This is a genomic window from Micromonospora noduli (genome assembly GCF_003264475.1).
GTDB lineage: Bacteria > Actinomycetota > Actinomycetes > Mycobacteriales > Micromonosporaceae > Micromonospora > Micromonospora noduli.
On sequence record NZ_PYAC01000001.1, the window covers coordinates 340,261 to 356,163 of the forward strand.

12 protein-coding genes are annotated in these 15,903 nt (G+C 71.1%); 8 read left to right on the forward strand and 4 right to left on the reverse strand.

Translation table 11 applies throughout. The features are described 5' to 3' along the window. The first annotated feature begins 17 nt into the window (after positions 1 to 17). The 3 genes from MED15_RS01570 (at position 18) to MED15_RS01585 (ending at position 4,193) form a co-directional block, all read left to right on the forward strand. A complete protein-coding gene (locus MED15_RS01570) occupies positions 18 to 1,442 on the forward strand; it encodes an aldehyde dehydrogenase family protein (protein ID WP_112731682.1) in 1,425 nt (474 codons plus the stop codon). A gap of 98 nt (positions 1,443 to 1,540) precedes the next feature. Further along, positions 1,541 to 2,374 carry a helix-turn-helix transcriptional regulator gene (locus MED15_RS01575; protein WP_112589635.1) on the forward strand — a complete coding sequence of 278 codons (834 nt, stop codon included), beginning with the start codon at positions 1,541 to 1,543 and terminating at the stop codon, positions 2,372 to 2,374. Positions 2,375 to 2,579: 205 nt separating this feature from the next. Then, positions 2,580 to 4,193 (forward strand): ricin-type beta-trefoil lectin domain protein, encoded by a 1,614-nt coding sequence (locus MED15_RS01585; protein ID WP_112734630.1) that lies wholly within the window; start codon positions 2,580 to 2,582, stop codon positions 4,191 to 4,193. A 52-nt stretch (positions 4,194 to 4,245) separates the two neighbouring features. Here MED15_RS01585 and MED15_RS01590 read toward each other — a convergent pair whose 3' ends face one another. Beyond that, positions 4,246 to 6,765, reverse strand: coding sequence for an ABC transporter permease (locus tag MED15_RS01590; RefSeq protein ID WP_244220325.1), 2,520 nt, complete (start codon positions 6,763 to 6,765; stop codon positions 4,246 to 4,248). A gap of 8 nt (positions 6,766 to 6,773) precedes the next feature. After that, a complete protein-coding gene (locus MED15_RS01595; protein ID WP_112589497.1) occupies positions 6,774 to 7,532 on the reverse strand; it encodes an ABC transporter ATP-binding protein in 759 nt (252 codons plus the stop codon). 146 nt (positions 7,533 to 7,678) lie between these two features. Here MED15_RS01595 and MED15_RS01600 point away from each other — a divergent pair, with 146 nt between their 5' ends. From MED15_RS01600 to MED15_RS01620, 5 genes are all read left to right on the forward strand, one after another. Further along, positions 7,679 to 8,881 carry a sensor histidine kinase gene (locus tag MED15_RS01600; protein ID WP_112589495.1) on the forward strand — a complete coding sequence of 401 codons (1,203 nt, stop codon included), beginning with the start codon at positions 7,679 to 7,681 and terminating at the stop codon, positions 8,879 to 8,881. Next, positions 8,878 to 9,516: a response regulator gene (locus MED15_RS01605; protein ID WP_112589493.1), complete on the forward strand. Its 639-nt coding sequence runs from the start codon at positions 8,878 to 8,880 to the stop codon at positions 9,514 to 9,516. The genes MED15_RS01600 and MED15_RS01605 overlap by 4 nt, the downstream gene beginning before the upstream one ends. Positions 9,517 to 9,827: 311 nt before the next feature. Continuing rightward, complete coding sequence (locus MED15_RS01610; protein WP_146765859.1) at positions 9,828 to 10,850, forward strand: fibronectin type III domain-containing protein; 1,023 nt, start codon at positions 9,828 to 9,830, stop codon at positions 10,848 to 10,850. Positions 10,851 to 10,903: 53 nt separating this feature from the next. Then, on the forward strand, positions 10,904 to 12,307 hold the full coding sequence (gene sthA, locus MED15_RS01615) for a Si-specific NAD(P)(+) transhydrogenase (RefSeq protein WP_112725387.1): 1,404 nt from the start codon (positions 10,904 to 10,906) through the stop codon (positions 12,305 to 12,307). Positions 12,308 to 12,399: 92 nt separating this feature from the next. Further along, positions 12,400 to 12,843 carry a hypothetical protein gene (locus tag MED15_RS01620; RefSeq protein WP_112589632.1) on the forward strand — a complete coding sequence of 148 codons (444 nt, stop codon included), beginning with the start codon at positions 12,400 to 12,402 and terminating at the stop codon, positions 12,841 to 12,843. A gap of 57 nt (positions 12,844 to 12,900) precedes the next feature. Here the strand turns inward: MED15_RS01620 and MED15_RS01625 are convergent, their stop codons facing one another. Next, the gene (locus MED15_RS01625; protein WP_112605509.1) at positions 12,901 to 14,295 is read right to left on the reverse strand and encodes a glycoside hydrolase family 10 protein; all 1,395 of its coding nucleotides are present in this window, start codon (positions 14,293 to 14,295) and stop codon (positions 12,901 to 12,903) included. 40 nt (positions 14,296 to 14,335) lie between these two features. Next, positions 14,336 to 15,676, reverse strand: a complete 1,341-nt coding sequence (locus MED15_RS01630) for an extracellular catalytic domain type 1 short-chain-length polyhydroxyalkanoate depolymerase (RefSeq protein WP_112734633.1) — start codon at positions 15,674 to 15,676, stop codon at positions 14,336 to 14,338. Positions 15,677 to 15,903 lie beyond the last annotated feature (227 nt).

Consider the following 15,903-nt stretch of genomic DNA (forward strand, 5'->3'; position numbering starts at 1 on the left):
GGTGCGACGGTCGGTCCATGACACCTTCCACCTACACCGTCGCCGGCCACTGGATCGGTGGCGAGACCGTCACCGGCTCCGCCGACACCCTTCCCGTCGTCAACCCGGCCACCGGCGAGGTCGTCGCCGAGACCCCGGCCGGCACCGCCGCCGACGTCGACCGCGCCGTCGCCGCCGCCCGAGCCGCCTTCCCGGCCTGGTCGGCGACCACCCCGCAGCACCGGGCGGACGTGCTGCGTCGCCTCGGCGCCGGCCTGGCCGCCCGCACGGAGGAGATCGCCCAGGCGATCACCGCCGAGATGGGCTCTCCGATCGGTATGTCCCGGACCGCCCAGGTCGCGTTCCCGGCCGCGGTGGTCGAGTCCGTCGCCGGCCTGGCCGACGACTTCGCCTGGACCGAGGAGGTCGGCAACTCGCTGATCGTCCGCGAGCCGATCGGCGTGGTCGGCGCGATCACGCCGTGGAATTTCCCGCTTCAGCAGGTCGTCTCCAAGCTGGCGCCGGCCCTGCTCGCGGGCAACACGATGGTCTTCAAGCCGTCCGAGAACGCCCCGCTGACCGCGCGCATCCTCGCGGAGGTCGCCGCCGAGGCCGGCGTACCGGCGGGTGTGTTCAACGTCGTCTACGGCACCGGCGCGACAGTCGGCGAGGCGATCTCCGCACACCCGGACATCGACATGATCTCCTTCACCGGCTCCACCCGGGCGGGGCAGCGGATCTCCGCGGTGGCCGCGGCGACCGTCAAGCGGGTCGCGCTGGAGCTGGGCGGCAAGGGCGCGAACATCATCCTCGACGATGCCGACCTGCCCGCCGCGGTCGAGCGGGGTCTCATGATGGCGTTCAGCAACGGTGGTCAGGTCTGCGGCGCGTGGCCGCGGATGCTGGTGCCCGCCTCCCGTCAGGACGAGGTCGTGGCGTTGGCCGCCGAGGCCGCGAAGCAGTACACCGTCGGCGACCCGGGCGACGAGGCCACCCGGATCGGCCCGATGGCGTCCGAGGCCCACCGGCAGAAGGTCGTCGGCTACATCGAGCGAGGCATCGCCGACGGTGCCCGGCTCGTGTTCGGCGGTCCGCAGCGGCCGGAGGGGCTGACCGTCGGGGCCTACGTCCAGCCGACGATCTTCGCCGACGTCGACCCGACCTCCGCGATCGCCCAGGAGGAGATCTTCGGCCCGGTGCTGACGATCATCCCCTACGCCGACGAGGAGGAGGCCGTGGCCATCGCCAACGGCACGCTGTACGGGCTGACCAGCGGCGTCTTCGGTGAGCCGGAGCACGCGCTGGCGATCGCCCGGCGGCTGCGCGTGGGCCAGGTCGACGTGAACGCCGGCCACTGGAACCCGCTCGCCCCGTTCGGCGGCTACAAGCACTCCGGCAACGGCCGCGAGTTCGGCCGCTTTGGGCTGGAGGAGTTCCTGGAGACCAAGTCCATCCAGCGCTGACGGCACGGGACGGCCCGGGAGGCGGAACACCCTGCCGGGTCTCCCCTGTTGCACTCGATGCGCCGGTCGACAGCCGGCACGCAGTGATCGGAGACACCGTGGACCGCGCCCAACTCGCCAGCTTCCTGCGCACCCGCCGCGAGGCGCTCCAGCCCGAGGACGTCGGGTTGCCCCGAGGCCCGCGCCGGCGCACCGGAGGGCTGCGGCGCGAGGAAGTCGCCACGTTGAGCGGAATGTCCACCGACTACTACAGCCGGTTGGAGCAGCAGCGCGGGCCGCACCCCTCGGAGCAGATGCTCGCCGCCCTGGCCCGGGGCCTGCGGCTCTCCCTGGCCGAACGGGACCACCTGTTTCAACTCGCCGGTCACGCCGTTCCGCGCCGCGCGGTGCGGGCCGACCACGTGAACCCGGGAATGATGCGGATCCTCGACCGGATGCACGACACCCCGGCCCAGGTGGTGAACCACCTCGGCGAGACCCTGGCGCAGACCGCGCCGGCCATCGCCCTGCTCGGTGACGAGACCCGGTACACCGGGTTCGCGCGCAGCGCGCACCACCGCTGGTTCACCGACCCGGCGGCACGGCAGCTGCACCCGGCGCAGGATCACCAGACGCAGAGTCGCCTGCTCGTGGCGCACCTGCACGCGGCGTACACCCGCGACGGGCGCGGCTCACGGGCCGCCGCGCTCGTCGACGACCTGCTGGCCAGGAGCCCGGAGTTCGCGCAGCTGTGGCGGGAGCACCCGGTGCCCGCCGGTTACTGCCCGCCCAAGCACTTCGTGCACCCGGAGGTCGGGGCGCTGGAGCTGCACTGCCAGACGCTGGTGGACCCCGACCAGTCACAGACACTGTTGGTCTTCACGGCCGTGCCCGGGTCGCCGAGCGACGAGAAGCTGCGCCTGCTCGCCGTCATCGGCGGCCAGCTCGTCTGACCGCGATCAACTCGGGCGGGGGTGGCGGGCGGGGCTGACGGGCCTGGCGCTGCACGCGCCGCGCAACGTGGTGGACAAGGTGCTCAAGGGTGCGTCCATGCACCCGTAACGGCATCCGTGGCGACGAAGACATTGATATCGGTGTGTATGGCTGTAATGATTAATACACTTTACAGTTGTTTCGCCGCCCCGGAAGGACCCCCACATGGCGCGACGATCGGCCGGGCTCCTGCCCCGCCGCCCCCGCATCAGACTGACCTCCGCGCTCGCCGCGGCAGTGCTCGCCGTACCGACCGGCCTGGTCGTCGCCGCATCGCCCGCGGTGGCGGCCGCGACGGGCGCCATCACCGGGTACGGCGGCAAGTGCGTCGACGTGGCCGCCGCGAACGCGGCCAACAACACAGCGGTGCAGCTCTTCACCTGCAACGGCTCCACCGCGCAACAGTGGACGGTGGCCGACGACGGCACGATCCGGGCGCTGGGCAAGTGCCTGGACATCGCCGCCGCCAGCACCGCCAACGGCGCCCGGGTGCAGATCTACGACTGCAACGGCACCGGAGCGCAGCAGTGGTCGCCCAGCGCCGGGCAACTGGTCAACCCGACCTCGGGCAAGTGCCTCGACGCGACCGGCCCCAGCTCGGCCGACGGCACCCCGCTGCAGATCTGGAGCTGCACCGGCACCGCCAACCAGACCTGGGCGCTGCCCACCGGCGGCGGCACCACACCACCGCCCTCGGGTGGTTTCACCCACCCCGGAGTGCTGGTCAGCCGAGGCCAGCTCGACTTCGTCCGCGGCCGGGTGCAGGCCGGCGCGCAGCCGTGGGCGGCGGCCTACAACCAGATGATGAGCAGCCGGTACGCCTCCCTGTCGCGTACCCCGGCTCCCCGTTCGGTGGTCGAGTGTGGTTCCTACTCCAACCCGAACAACGGCTGCACCGACGAACGGGAGGACGCCATCGCGGCGTACACCGACGCGCTCGCCTGGTACTTCACCGGGGACGCGCGGTACGCGCAGAAGTCGATCCAGATCATGGACGCGTGGTCGGCCACCATCACCGCGCACACCGGCAGCAACGCGCCACTACAAACCGGCTGGGCCGCCTCGGTCTGGCCCCGGGCGGCGGAGATCATCAAGTACACGTACACGAGTTGGCCCAACGCCAACCGCTTCGCCACCATGCTGCGCAACGTCTACCTGCCGGTGGTGCGCAACGGCTCGAACAGCAACGGCAACTGGGAACTGACCATGATGGAGGCCGCCGTCGGCACCGCGGTGTTCCTGGACGATCGGGCCGTGTACGACGCGGCGGTCAGCCGCTTCCTCAACCGCACCCGGGCGTTCGTCTACCTGCCCAGCGACGGCACGTTGCCGTACACGATGCCCGGCAGCGGCCTGGACACCAGCGCGGAGATCATCGGCTACTGGCAGGGCCAGTCCACCTTCGTCGCCGGCCTCGCCCAGGAGACCTGCCGCGACTTCGTCCACACCGGGTACGGGATCTCCGCCATCTCGCACGTCGCGGAGACCTCCCGGATCCAGGGACGGGACCTGTACCCACAGGTCGGTGAGCGGCTTCGTCAGGCGCTGGGCTTCCACTCGCGCTACCAGCTCGGCGAGGCGCCGCCATCCTGGCTCTGCGGTGGCAGCCTCACCCGGGGCCTCGGGCCGATCACCGAGGTCGGCTTCAACGCGATGAGCACCCGGTTGGGCAACGTCATGACCAACACCCAGACCCTCACGCTGCAACAACGTCCGGCCGGAACCAACAACCTCTTCGTCGCCTGGGAGACGCTGACCCACGCCAACAACCCCAACTGACCAGGCCGCCGTGGGGTGGCGCCGAAGGCGCGGCGCCACCCCACGACGGTGCTCAGTTGTCGGCCCCCAGTGCCACCACCGGGCTGACCCGCGACGCCCGACGGGCCGGCAGCACCCCGGCCAGCGCGGTCAGCCCGACCAGCACCACGAAGAGCCCGGCCAGCGGCAGCAGAGGCGCGGTCAGCGGTGCCTCGATCCCGAGGGTCTGGACCGCCAACCAGGCGTACGGAATGCCGAGCACCAGGCCGATGGTCGCGCCGATCACCCCGTACAGGCCGGACTCGACGGTCAGCATGGTGCGCAGGCCGGTCCGGGACAGCCCGATCGCCCGGAGCAACCCGGACTCGCGTACCCGCTCCACCACCGACAGCGCGGTCGTGGAGCCCACGCCGACAACCGCGATCAGCACGGTCAGGCTGACCAGACCGACAGCGATCCAGACCAGCGTGCGCACCAACGCGTCGTTGCGGTCCCGTTCGTCGGCGAGCACCGCGAGGCCCACCCCGTCGCTACCCCCGATCGCCTGCCGCAGCGCCCGCACGCCGGCGGTGCGACCGTCCTCGCCGGCACCGGCCGCGTCGGCCAGCAGACCGGTGTACGCGGCCGGCACACCGAGCCGGTCCAGGTCGGCCGGATCGACGAGGATGCCCGCGTGCAGCGGCCCGTCACCGGGCAGGACCGCGGCCACCCGCACCTCGACGGTGCCGGTGGCGACGGCGAGCGTGACAGTGTCGCCGGCGCGCAGGCCCGCGTCCCGCGCGACCCAGCTGTTGAGCACGATCCGGCCGGGGCCACGATCGGTCAGGGTGCCCTGGGCCACGTCCAGGTCGCCGGTGCTCGGCAACGCCGCCAGGTCCAGGTCGCTGGTCGGATAACCGGCCTCGACGTCGCCGAGCTTGTCCGCGCCGCGAAGCAGCGTGGCGTCGCCGACCATCCGGTACGGCACCACTCTGGCCAGCGCACCGTGTGCCGCCTCGGCCCGGTTCACGATGGCCGGCGGGAGCGTCCCACCGTTGCTGGTGACCTCGAAGTCGGACGGGGCCGAGAGCGCCATCTCGCGGTCGGCGAGGATCTGCAACGACGCGCCGCCGATGACCACCCCGGAGATCAGGGTCACGCCGAGGGCGACCACGACGGAGACCGCGGCGGCGCGGCGCGGCGTCCCGCCGATTCCGCCGACCGACATCCGCCCGAGCGGCCCGAGCTGGCGCAGCGGCCAACCCACCACGGCCAGCACCGGGCGCACCAGCAGTGGGCCGAGGGCCACCAGCGCGAAGAACGCCAACGCGCCGGACCCGACCAGCAGGAGCAGTGGCATCGACGGGTCGTAGTCCGACTGCTCCGGCTTCGGCAACTGGCTGATCGTCCCGACCGCCGCCAGGACCGCGCCGCCGGCCAGGAGCAGCCCGAAGACCAGACGCAGCACGCCGATGCCGCGGCGGCCGGCGGTGACGCTCGCCGCCCGCAGCGCCTCCAGCGGGGAGACCCGGGCGGCGGAGAGCGCCGGTGCCAGCACGGCCAGCACGGTGATCACGACGGCGCCGATCACCACAGTGACCGCCGCCGCCAGTGGCAGGCCCGGCGACGAGACGGCGTGGCCGGTGGCGCGCAGGATCGCCGGCAGCGCGTACCCGAGGGTGAGGGCGCTGGCGACCCCGACGACGCCGGCGACCAGCCCGGTCAGGGCTCCCTCGGCGGTCAGGGCCCCCACCAGGGTGGCCCGACTCGCGCCGACCGCCCGCAACAGCGCGAGCTGCCGCATCCGCTGGGCGAAGACGATGCGGAAGGTCGAGGTGACCACCAGCGCGGCCGCGACGACCGCGATGGAGACGAACATGCCGACCAGGATGAAGAGTCTCCCGACCTGCTCGGCCGCCGCCTGGGCCTCGGCCTCGCGCACCTCGGCGCCGGAGCGGATCGGCTGGCCGGCGACCGCCGCGGTAACCCGTTGGCGGACCGCGTCGGTCGAGGCCCCGGGGGCCACCCGCACGTCGACGCGCTCCACGGTCGTCAGGCGCGCCCAGGCGATCACGGCGCTGTCCGGGGCGTACGCGTCGTAGCCGGCGTCGGCGCTGCTCTCCACCACGCCGGTCACTGTGAGTGGGGCAGGCGTGGTGAGTTCACCGCCGGTGCCGCTGGTGGTGGTGCCCACCGAGAGTCCGAGCCGTTCGGCGGTACGCGGCGTGATCGCGATCTCGCCGGGCTGATCCGGGTAGCTGCCCTCGATCACCCGGACCGTCGTCAGCGCGCCGGTGCCCGGATCGGACTGGAGGTTGAGGTACCCCTCTCCGATGGAGACCCCGGTCGAGACCCGGGCCACCGCCTCGGCCACCCCGGGCACGGCCCGGACCTGCCGCACGTCGGTCACTGTGGGTGGCGGCACGTCAACGCTGCCGATCACCAGGTCGGTGACGGCCGGGGTGCCGCTGAGGTTGTCCCGCACGGTCCGTTCGGTGATCTGTTGCACCAGAACGGTGCCGAACACGACGAACGACGCGACCAGGATCGCCAGGCCGGTCAGGATCAGCCGGCCGGGCCGCCGGGCTGCGGCGGTCGTCTGGGTACGCAGCACTGTCGCCCTCATCGGCGGGCCGCCAGATCGCGCAGCGCGTCGGTGACCGACACCTGGTTCGGCTTGTCGATCTCGCCGGCCAACCGCCCGTCGGCGAGCAGCACCACCCGGTCGGCGTACGCGGCGGCGATCGGGTCGTGGGTGACCATGACGACGGTCTGGCCGAGGTCGCGTACCGAGTCGCGCAGGATGGTGAGCACCTCGGCGCCGGAGCGGGAGTCGAGGTTGCCGGTCGGCTCGTCGGCGAAGACCACCTCGGGCCGGGCCACCAACGCCCGGGCCAGCGCCACGCGCTGCTGCTGGCCGCCGGACAGCTCGCTCGGCCGGTGCTTCAGGCGGTCGCCGAGGCCCAGCAGGTCGACCAGGCGCGCCAGGAGTTCGGCGTCGGGCTGCCGACCGGCGAGGTCCAGCGGCAGCGTGATGTTCTGCGCGGCGGTGAGCTGCGGCAGCAGGTTGAAGGACTGGAAGACGAATCCGATCCGCTCCCGGCGTACCCGGGTCAGCGTCCGGTCCGACTGGCCGGTCAGCTCCGTGCCGCCGAGCAGGACGCGACCGGAGGTGGCCGTGTCGAGGCCGGCGAGGCAGTGCATCAGTGTCGACTTGCCGGACCCGGACGAGCCCATGATCGCGGTGAACTCGGCCCGACCGAAGCCGACCGAGACCCCGTCCAGGGCACGGACGGCGGTGTCGCCGCTGCCGTACACCTTCACCAGGTCGACCGCGGCGACCGCGGCGTGGCTGGTCTCCGGCGGGGCGTGGGTTGTCATCGTTCCTCCAGTGGCTGCGTGGTGACCCGGGAAGCGTCGCCGCCACCGGCGGGTGCGCGCATCGGCCCAGGGCCGGGTATCGCCGGTGCGGGGTCTGCCTTTTGGCCGATCCACCACCTCCACCCGGCTGGCTACGCTGGGTCACCATGAGCGCGCCGGATCTTCGACGTCTGTGGGTACGCCTGGCCCAAGCGGCCGGGCTGGTGGCCTTCGGCCTGCTCGCCCTCTTCGACTTTGCGGCCAGCACGGCGGATGACTCCGGCATCGGAACTCTTCTGCTCCTGCTGGTGCCGATGGGGTTGGCGGTGGCGACGGTGCCGCTGTGGCTGCCGGTGCACCGGCTGGGTTCCCGCCGGCTGCCGCTGGCCGCGCTGGCACTCGCCACCGCCTCACTGGCCGTGACCGCCGGGGTGGTGCTCCTCTCCGGAGGCGGCGGCATCCTGCTCGCCCGCACCTGGGGGCTCGCCGAGTCGGCCGGGCTGATCGGCGTGGTCTTCGTGGTGAGCCGCTGGGGCGCACCGCGGCTCGCCCCGTGGGCCGCGGTGGCCGCCGGGCTCGCCGTCGCCGCGATGCCGCTGCGCGTCGGCACCGAGAACCTGCTGGTGATCTTCGGCCTGCTCCAGGTGCTCGCCGCGGCCGGCGCCGCCGGGGTGGGGCTCTACCTGCGCATCATGGCCGCCGGCCGGGAGCGGGCCATCGCGCTGGTCCGGGCCGAGCAGCGTGCCGAGTTCGCCCGGGACCTGCACGACTTCATCGCCCACCACGTGACCGGCATCGTGGTGCAGGCCCAGGGTGCCCGGTTCGTCGCCGAGCAGGACCCGCAACGGGTGATCGTCGCCCTGGAGCAGATCGAGCGGGCCGGCGCGGAGACGATGACCTCGATGCGCCGGATGGTCGGCATCCTGCGCAACCCGGACGCCCCGCCGGACGCGCCGCTGGCGCCACTGGCCGGGGTGACCGAACTGGAGCCGCTGCTGACCGGCTTCAACGGCGCGGCGAACGCGCCGGCACGACTGCACGTCGACGGCGACCTGAACGGGCTGCCGGTGGAGGTGTCCACGTCGGCGTACCGGGTGGTGATGGAGGGGCTGACCAACACCCGCCAGCACGCGCCGGACGCGCGGTCAGTGGACGTGGCGGTGCGGCGTACCCCGGACTGGTTGCTGGTCCGGGTCGCCGACGACGGCGCGTCGCCGCGCACCGCGCCGGCCCGGGGGCACGGCTTCGGTCTGATCGGCCTCAACGAGCGGGTACGCGCCCTCGGCGGCACGATCACCGCCGGGCCCGGCGTCGCCGGTGGCTGGGTGCTCGACGCGGCGTTCCCACTTCAGGTGGCGGTGACGCGGTGATCCGGGTGCTGATCGCCGATGACCAGGCCATGGTCCGGACCGGCTTCGGCATGATCATTGGCGCCCAGTCGGACATGGAGGTGGTCGGCGAGGCCGCCGACGGCGTCCAGGCCGTCGAACTGGCCCGACGACTGCGCCCGGACGTGGTGCTGCTGGACATCCGGATGCCCCGCCTCGACGGTCTTGAGGCACTGCGGCTGCTCGCGGGACCGGGCGTCGCCGACCCGGTCCGGGTGGTCGTCGTGACGACCTTCGACCTCGACGAGTACGTGCACACCGCGCTCTCCAACGGCGCGTGCGGCTTCCTGCTCAAGGACTCCGGCCCGGCCCTGCTGGTGGAGGCGGTCCGCGCGGCCGTGTCCGGCGACGCGCTGATCAGCCCTTCGATCACGGTACGGCTGCTGGAGCACCTCAGCTCGCCGGCTCCGGCGCGCGACGACGGTGGCCTGTCGCCACGGGAACTCGACGTCGTGAAGCTCGTCGCCCGGGGCCTGACCAACGCCGAGATCGCCACCCATCTCTTCATCGCCGTGGGCACGGTCAAGACCCACCTGGCGAGCGTGCAGATGAAACTCAAGGCGCGCAACCGGGTCGAGATCGCCGCCTGGGCCTGGGAACGCCGCCTCGTCGGCTAGATCGGGCCCTGGCGGGCGGCGGCTCCCGGGCGGCGGCTCCCGCGCGGCGGTCCCGGGCGGGTTGGTGTCTTGTTCGTTTCCTTTGGAGCTGATGTCGTCAACGAATCAGCGGCACCGGCGACCACCGATGTCATAGACGATTCAGCTCCAAAGGCAACGAACGGCACACCATCCACCAGCCCTCGGGCTACTCCGCGCACCGAGGGCGGCGTCCGGGTCCGGCGGGGCAACCTGCCGAGCCACAGTGACTTAGCATTGACGGAAATGGATTGATGAAAGCGGTGGGCGACCGGAGGGCGGCGAGATTCATCGTGCGTGATCGTCGAAGTCGAGCAATCCGGTCGAAGGCCGCCACGCTGGCCGCCGGCGCGCTAGTGGTGGCCCTGGTCGCGGCGGGCGCGACCCCGGCGCACGCCGCCGCCGACACCGAACGTCCCACCGCGCCCGGCCCGATCACGGTCGTCGCCATCGACACCACCTCGGTCGAGCTGACCTGGGCGGCCTCCACCGACAACGTGGGCGTGGTCCGCTACCCGGTCGGCGCGCAGTTCGAGGATTCCGGCGCCCAGTATTCGACCGACACCAACAGCATCCGGATCATCAACCTGCGGCCGTCGCGCACGTACACCTTCTCGGTGTGGGCGCTGGACGCGGCCGGCAACAGCTCGGTGTCCAACCCGACCCTGCGGCTGACCATGCCACCGGGGGACGACCAACCGCCGAGCGCGCCGGGCCAGCCGGTGGCGTACGACGTCGCCGCCACGGTGGTCCGGCTGCGGTGGGCGCACTCGGTGGAGAACGTCGCGCTCGACCGGTACGAGGTGTTCCGGGTCGACGCCGGCGGCACTCTCACCCGGGTCCGCGAGGTGTACCAGTACCCGCCCGTGAACAGTGCACAGATCAGCGGGTTGGCGCCGGACACCACGTACACCTTCGTGGTGCAGGCCCGCGACGAGGTCGGACACCTGTCCCCACTGTCCGCACCGGTCACCGTGACCACCCTGCCACCGCCGCCGAGCTGCGCGGTCCGGTCCGTCGTGCGGCAGTGGCCGGACGGCTTCGTGGCCCACCTCGTCGTCGAGAACACCGGCACCACGGCCATCGACGGGTGGACGATGACGTGGCGGTTCTGGGCCAGCCAGCAGGTGCAGGGCATCTGGGGCGCGAAGGTCGTCGACCGGCTCAACAACAGCTACCTGCGGGTGCGCAACACCGGTCGCAACGCGGTGATCCCGCCCGGCGGCACGGTGTCGCTGGGCCTCGTCGCCACCGGCACGCAACTACCGGAGGAGATCACACTGAACGGCGGCCTCTGCACTGTGGCAGACGAATAACGCTCGACTCCGGGGTCTGGCGCTGGCCACGACATCTTGCGACGCTAGCGGTTGTGTATGACTACGACCTGTTGGTGCTGGGCTCCGGACCCGGCGGTCAGAAGGCCGCGATCGCCGCCGCCAAGCTCGGCAGGCGGGTCGGCATCGTGGACCGCCGCGACATGATCGGTGGGGTGTGCATCAACACCGGCACGGTCCCCTCCAAGACGCTGCGCGAGGCCGTGCTCTACCTGACCGGCCTGAGTCAGCGGGACCTGTACGGCAGCAGCTACCGGGTCAAGGAAGAGATCACGGTCAGCGACCTGGCGGCCCGGACCCAGCACGTGATCACCAGGCAGACCGACGTCATCCGCAATCAACTGGCCCGCAATCGGGTCGCGATGATCACCGGCACCGGGCGTTTCGCCGACGCGCACTCGATCTGGGTCGACGGCGGCTCCGGCCGCGAGTCCAAAGTGACCTTCGACAAGATCGTCATCGCCGCGGGCACCCGCCCGGCCCGCCCGGACAGCGTCGACTTCGACGACCGGACGATCGTGGACTCCGACGGTGTCATCAACCTTCAGGCCGTACCCCGCAGCATGGTCGTGGTCGGCGCCGGCGTGATCGGCATGGAGTACGCCTCGATGTTCGCCGCCCTCGGCACCAAGGTGACGGTAGTGGAACGCCGCGAGCGGATGTTGGATTTCTGCGACGACGAGGTCGTCGAGTCACTCAAATACCACCTGCGCGACCTGTCCGTGGCGTTCCGCTTCGGCGAGGAGGTCGCCGCAGTGGAGAAGCACCAGACGGCGGCGCTGTGCATCCTCAAGAGCGGCAAGAAAATCGCCGCCGACACGGTGATGTACTCGGCCGGGCGGCAGGGTCAGACCGACGACCTGGCGTTGGAGGCCGCGGGGCTGGAGGCGGACCGACGCGGCCGCATCAAGGTGGACGCCAACTACCGCACCTCGGTGGAGAACATCTACGCCGTCGGCGACGTGATCGGCTTTCCCGCGCTCGCGTCCACCTCGATGGAGCAGGGCCGGCTGGCCGCGCAGCACGCCTGCGGCGAGCCGATCCGGGAGATGCACGGCCTGCAACCGATCGGCATCTACACGATTCCGGAGATCAGCTTCGTCGGGCAGACCGAGGCGCAGCTCACCGAAAGCTCAACACCGTTCGAGGTGGGCATCGCCCGCTACCGCGAGTTGGCCCGGGGTCAGATCGTGGGCGACTCGTACGGGATGCTGAAGCTGCTCGTCTCCCCCGACGACGGCCGACTGCTCGGGGTGCACGTGTTCGGCACCGCCGCCACCGAGATCGTCCACATCGGTCAGGCGGTGATGGGTTGCGGCGGCACGATCGACTACCTGGTCGACGCGGTGTTCAACTACCCGACGCTGGCCGAGGCGTACAAGGTCGCCGCCCTGGACGCGTCCAACAAGATCCGCAACATCGTCCGCATCGACGGCTAGCCACCACCTTCGAGGAAGCCCGCCCCGCCACCGATGTCGGTGCTGCCCGCTACCGTGCCGGCACTGTTGACACGCTGAGGAAAGAGGCAGTGGTGGGCGCATCCGGGTGGAGCTACTTCGTCGCGTACCAGCCAGACCTGGACGCGGCGTTGGACGCGCTGCGGGACAGGACCTTCGCCGAGGGTGACTACTGGTGGGCCCGCGGTGAGATCCCGAGCTCGGCGAGCGACTATCCGAACCGTCCCGCCACGATGGAAGAGCTGTTCAACGACGAATGGGTGCAGGAATCGGGCACCCATTCCATCCTCGATGTCTACCGAGTCCTCGACGAGGGCGAACGGCCCGAATTCGGCACTGTCGAGCCGGTGAGCCCTGCCGAGGCACTGCGCCATGCGGGCACCGAGCGGCTGACCCGCGAGCACCTGGCCGCGATCGAGGGGCTGGCCGAGCAGAGATGGTTCGGCCGCTGCGCGGTCCTGCACGACGCTCAGGGCAAGCCGGAGGAAATCTACTTCTGGGGCTTCTCCGGCGACTAGCCCCCCGGGTGATGGGCCGGTGCGGGGGCGGGAGCCTCCGCACCGGCCGGTGGGGCTTTAGCGGGCTGAGCAGGTGGGGCTGAGACTGCCGGCGGTGCCGTTGGCCTGGAAGCCGTACTCGGTGGATTGTCCGGCGCCGATCTGGCCGTTGTACGCCACGTTCGTCCAGTTCGTCGTGCCGGTGTTACCGCTGCGGTTGGCGTTCCACGCGTTGGTGACCGTCGCGCCGGACGGGAGACCGATGGCGACCGTCCAGCCGCTGATGGCCGACGAACCGGCCGTCACCTTCACCGTGGCCACGAAGCCACCCGTCCACTGGTTCAACGACACCGTCGCCGTGCAACCACCCGGGCCCGGAGGCGGAGTCGTGGGCGGGTCGGTCGGCGGGTCGGTCGGCGGGTCCGTGGGCGGGTCCGTCGGCGGATCCGTGGGTGTGGTGCCGTTGTTCAGCGCCGCGAGAACCGCGTCGTACGCGGGCTTCTTCGAGCCGTTGCTGTTGAACAGCAGCGGGGTCTGCGAAGCCCGCCAGGAGTCGCTGTCGCGGATGCCCCACACGGTGATGCCGTTGCAGCGGGCCACGGCCAGGCAGTCCTCGACGACGCTGCGGTAGGTGCTCGCCGAAGCGCCCTGGATGTCCAACTCGGTGATCTGCACGTCCACACCGAGCGCCGCGAAGCTCGACAGCGTGGTGCGGTAGTTGCTCACGTACGGGGACTCGTTGTTGAAGTGCGACTGGAAGCCCACGCAGTCGATCGGCACGCCACGAGCCTTGAAGTCGCGCACCATGTTGTAGACGCCCTGGGTCTTGGCGTGCGTCCAGTTGTCGGTGTTGTAGTCGTTGTAGCAGAGCTTCGCGCCCGGATCCGCGGCACGCGCCGCCCGGAACGCCGCCTCGATCCAGTCGTTGCCGGTGCGCTGGAGGTTGGAGTCGCGACGGCCTCCGGAGCTGCCGTCGGCGAACGCCTCGTTCACCACGTCCCACGCCACGACCTGACCGCGGAAGTGGGTGGCCACCTGCGTGACGTGGTTGAGCATCGCCTGCCGCAGCGGGCTGCCGCTCATGCTCTCCATCCAGCCGGGCTGCTGCGAGTGCCACGCCAGCGTGTGACCCCGCACGCTCATCCCGCGGCTGCGCGCGTGGTTGACGATCTGGTCCGCCGCCCCGTAGCTGAACTGATTCTGCTGCGGCTCGGTGGCGTTCATCTTCATTTCGTTCTCGGCGGTCACCATGTTGAACTCACGGTTCAAAATCGTGGTGTACGCACTGTCGGAGAGCTTGAATCCGGCCACCGCCGTGCCGAAGTACCGACCCTTCTCGGCGGCGGACGCACCGAGCGTCGTCCCGGCGGAGGCGGGTGCCGTCGCGAACAGCGCCATGCCGGCCGCGAGGGCGCCCGCGCCGGCCAGCGCTAGCGTGGCTCTCGATGCCGCCTTCCATCTCGTACTTCTCATCGTGTGGCTCCTTCTGAGGGTGGTGGGGTGGGAAGGGAAATCAGGACACCGAACAGGCGGCACCGTTGAGGGCGAACGAGGTGGGCTTGCCGGTGCCGCCCTCGTGCGTGGCCTGGAAGCCGATCTCGACCGACGCGTTCGGGGCGATGGTGTTGTTGTAGGAGACGTTGCGGGCGGTCACCGCACCGCTCGCCGGGGCGTACTGCGCGTTCCAGCCGCTGGTGATGCGCTGTCCGCTGGGCAGCGTGAAGGTCAGCGCCCAGCCGTTCACGGCGGTGGCACCGGTGTTGGTGATGGCCACGCTCGCGGTGAGGCCGCTGTTCCAGGCGTTGACCGTGTAGCCGACCCGGCAGGCGCCCTCGGTCGGCGGCGGCGTGGTCGGGGGCGGGGTTGTCGGGGGCGGAGTGGTCGGCGGCGGGGTGGTCGGGGGCGGCGTGGTCGGGGGCGGCGTGGTCGGCGGCGGGGTGCCGTCCAGCCCGAAGAAGCGGATCACCTGCGCGGCGTCGACCGGCAGGTTGTGCGTGACGCCCTGCATGCTGATCGCCTCGACCGGCGCCATCGGGCCGCTGCTGCCGTACCGGGTGCGGGTGTAGCCGGACTGCGGGGAGTCGGTGTACGTCGGGGTCTGACTCAGCCCGTGCACGTTGGTCCACTGCTTGACCTGCTCACCGAAGTTCGGGTAGCGCAGCGTCTCGTCGTTGGTACCGTGCCAGATCTGCATCCGGGGCCGCTGGCCGGTGTAGCCGGGGTACGCCTCCCGAACCAGGTCACCCCACTGCTGCCCGGTCCGGATGAGTTGCCCGTTGGCGCACTGGCTGTTCCACTCCGAGGTGCCGCCGGTGGCGAAGCAGGCGAACGGCACCCCGGCGAACGAGGCGCCCGCCGCGAACACGTCCGGGTAGACGCCCAGCATGACGTTGGTCATCATCGCGCCGGAAGAGGTGCCGGTGGCGAAGATCCGCGCGGGGTCGGCGGAGTAGCGCTGCCGCACGTAGTCAACCATCGACATGAGCCCGACCGGGTCGCTGCCGCCGCCACGGCGTAACGCCTGCGGTGAGTAGACGTCCCAGCACTTGCTGCTGCGGGTGGCCGACGGGTAGATCACGATGAACCCGTACCGGTCCGCGAGGGAGGCGTACTGGGTGCCGGAGTGGAACGCGGGGCCCGTGCCGGTGCAGTAGTGCATGGCCAGGAGGATCGCCGGTCGGGCCGCCACCCGGTCCGGGACGTACAGGTGCATCTGCAGGTTGGTGGGGTTGGTGCCGAAGTTGGTCACCTGCGTGAGCGTCGCCGCCGACGCGGGAGTGGCGAACGTCAACGCGGCGGCGGCCAGTGTCACGGCCGCCATGACGACGCCAAGCATTTTCGTCTTCAGTGTCATCGTCGCGATCCCTTGCGAAAAAGGCGCGTGGAAGGGGACTTAAGTCGAGGACTGCCCTTCGCCCGACCTTGACCGCGGCTCGCGTGACCATGTCAGCTTCGATCGAGCACAGTCGATTGTCAAGACTTCCGGAAACCTTTCGCCGCAACGGTTCCGGCGGCCACCTGCGCAGCAGTGGGCATCGGCGGGCATGGTCAGCGCCGATGGGTGGCGATAAATTATCGGGA

Coding starts and splice junctions, on each gene's coding strand:
- MED15_RS01625 (WP_112605509.1), bottom strand. CDS start 14,295: ATGAGAAGTACGAGATGGAAGGCGGCATCGAGAGCCACGCTAGCGCTG.
- MED15_RS01570 (WP_112731682.1), top strand. CDS start 18: ATGACACCTTCCACCTACACCGTCGCCGGCCACTGGATCGGTGGCGAG.
- MED15_RS01595 (WP_112589497.1), bottom strand. CDS start 7,532: ATGACAACCCACGCCCCGCCGGAGACCAGCCACGCCGCGGTCGCCGCG.
- MED15_RS01585 (WP_112734630.1), top strand. CDS start 2,580: ATGGCGCGACGATCGGCCGGGCTCCTGCCCCGCCGCCCCCGCATCAGA.
- MED15_RS01630 (WP_112734633.1), bottom strand. CDS start 15,676: ATGACACTGAAGACGAAAATGCTTGGCGTCGTCATGGCGGCCGTGACA.
- MED15_RS01600 (WP_112589495.1), top strand. CDS start 7,679: ATGAGCGCGCCGGATCTTCGACGTCTGTGGGTACGCCTGGCCCAAGCG.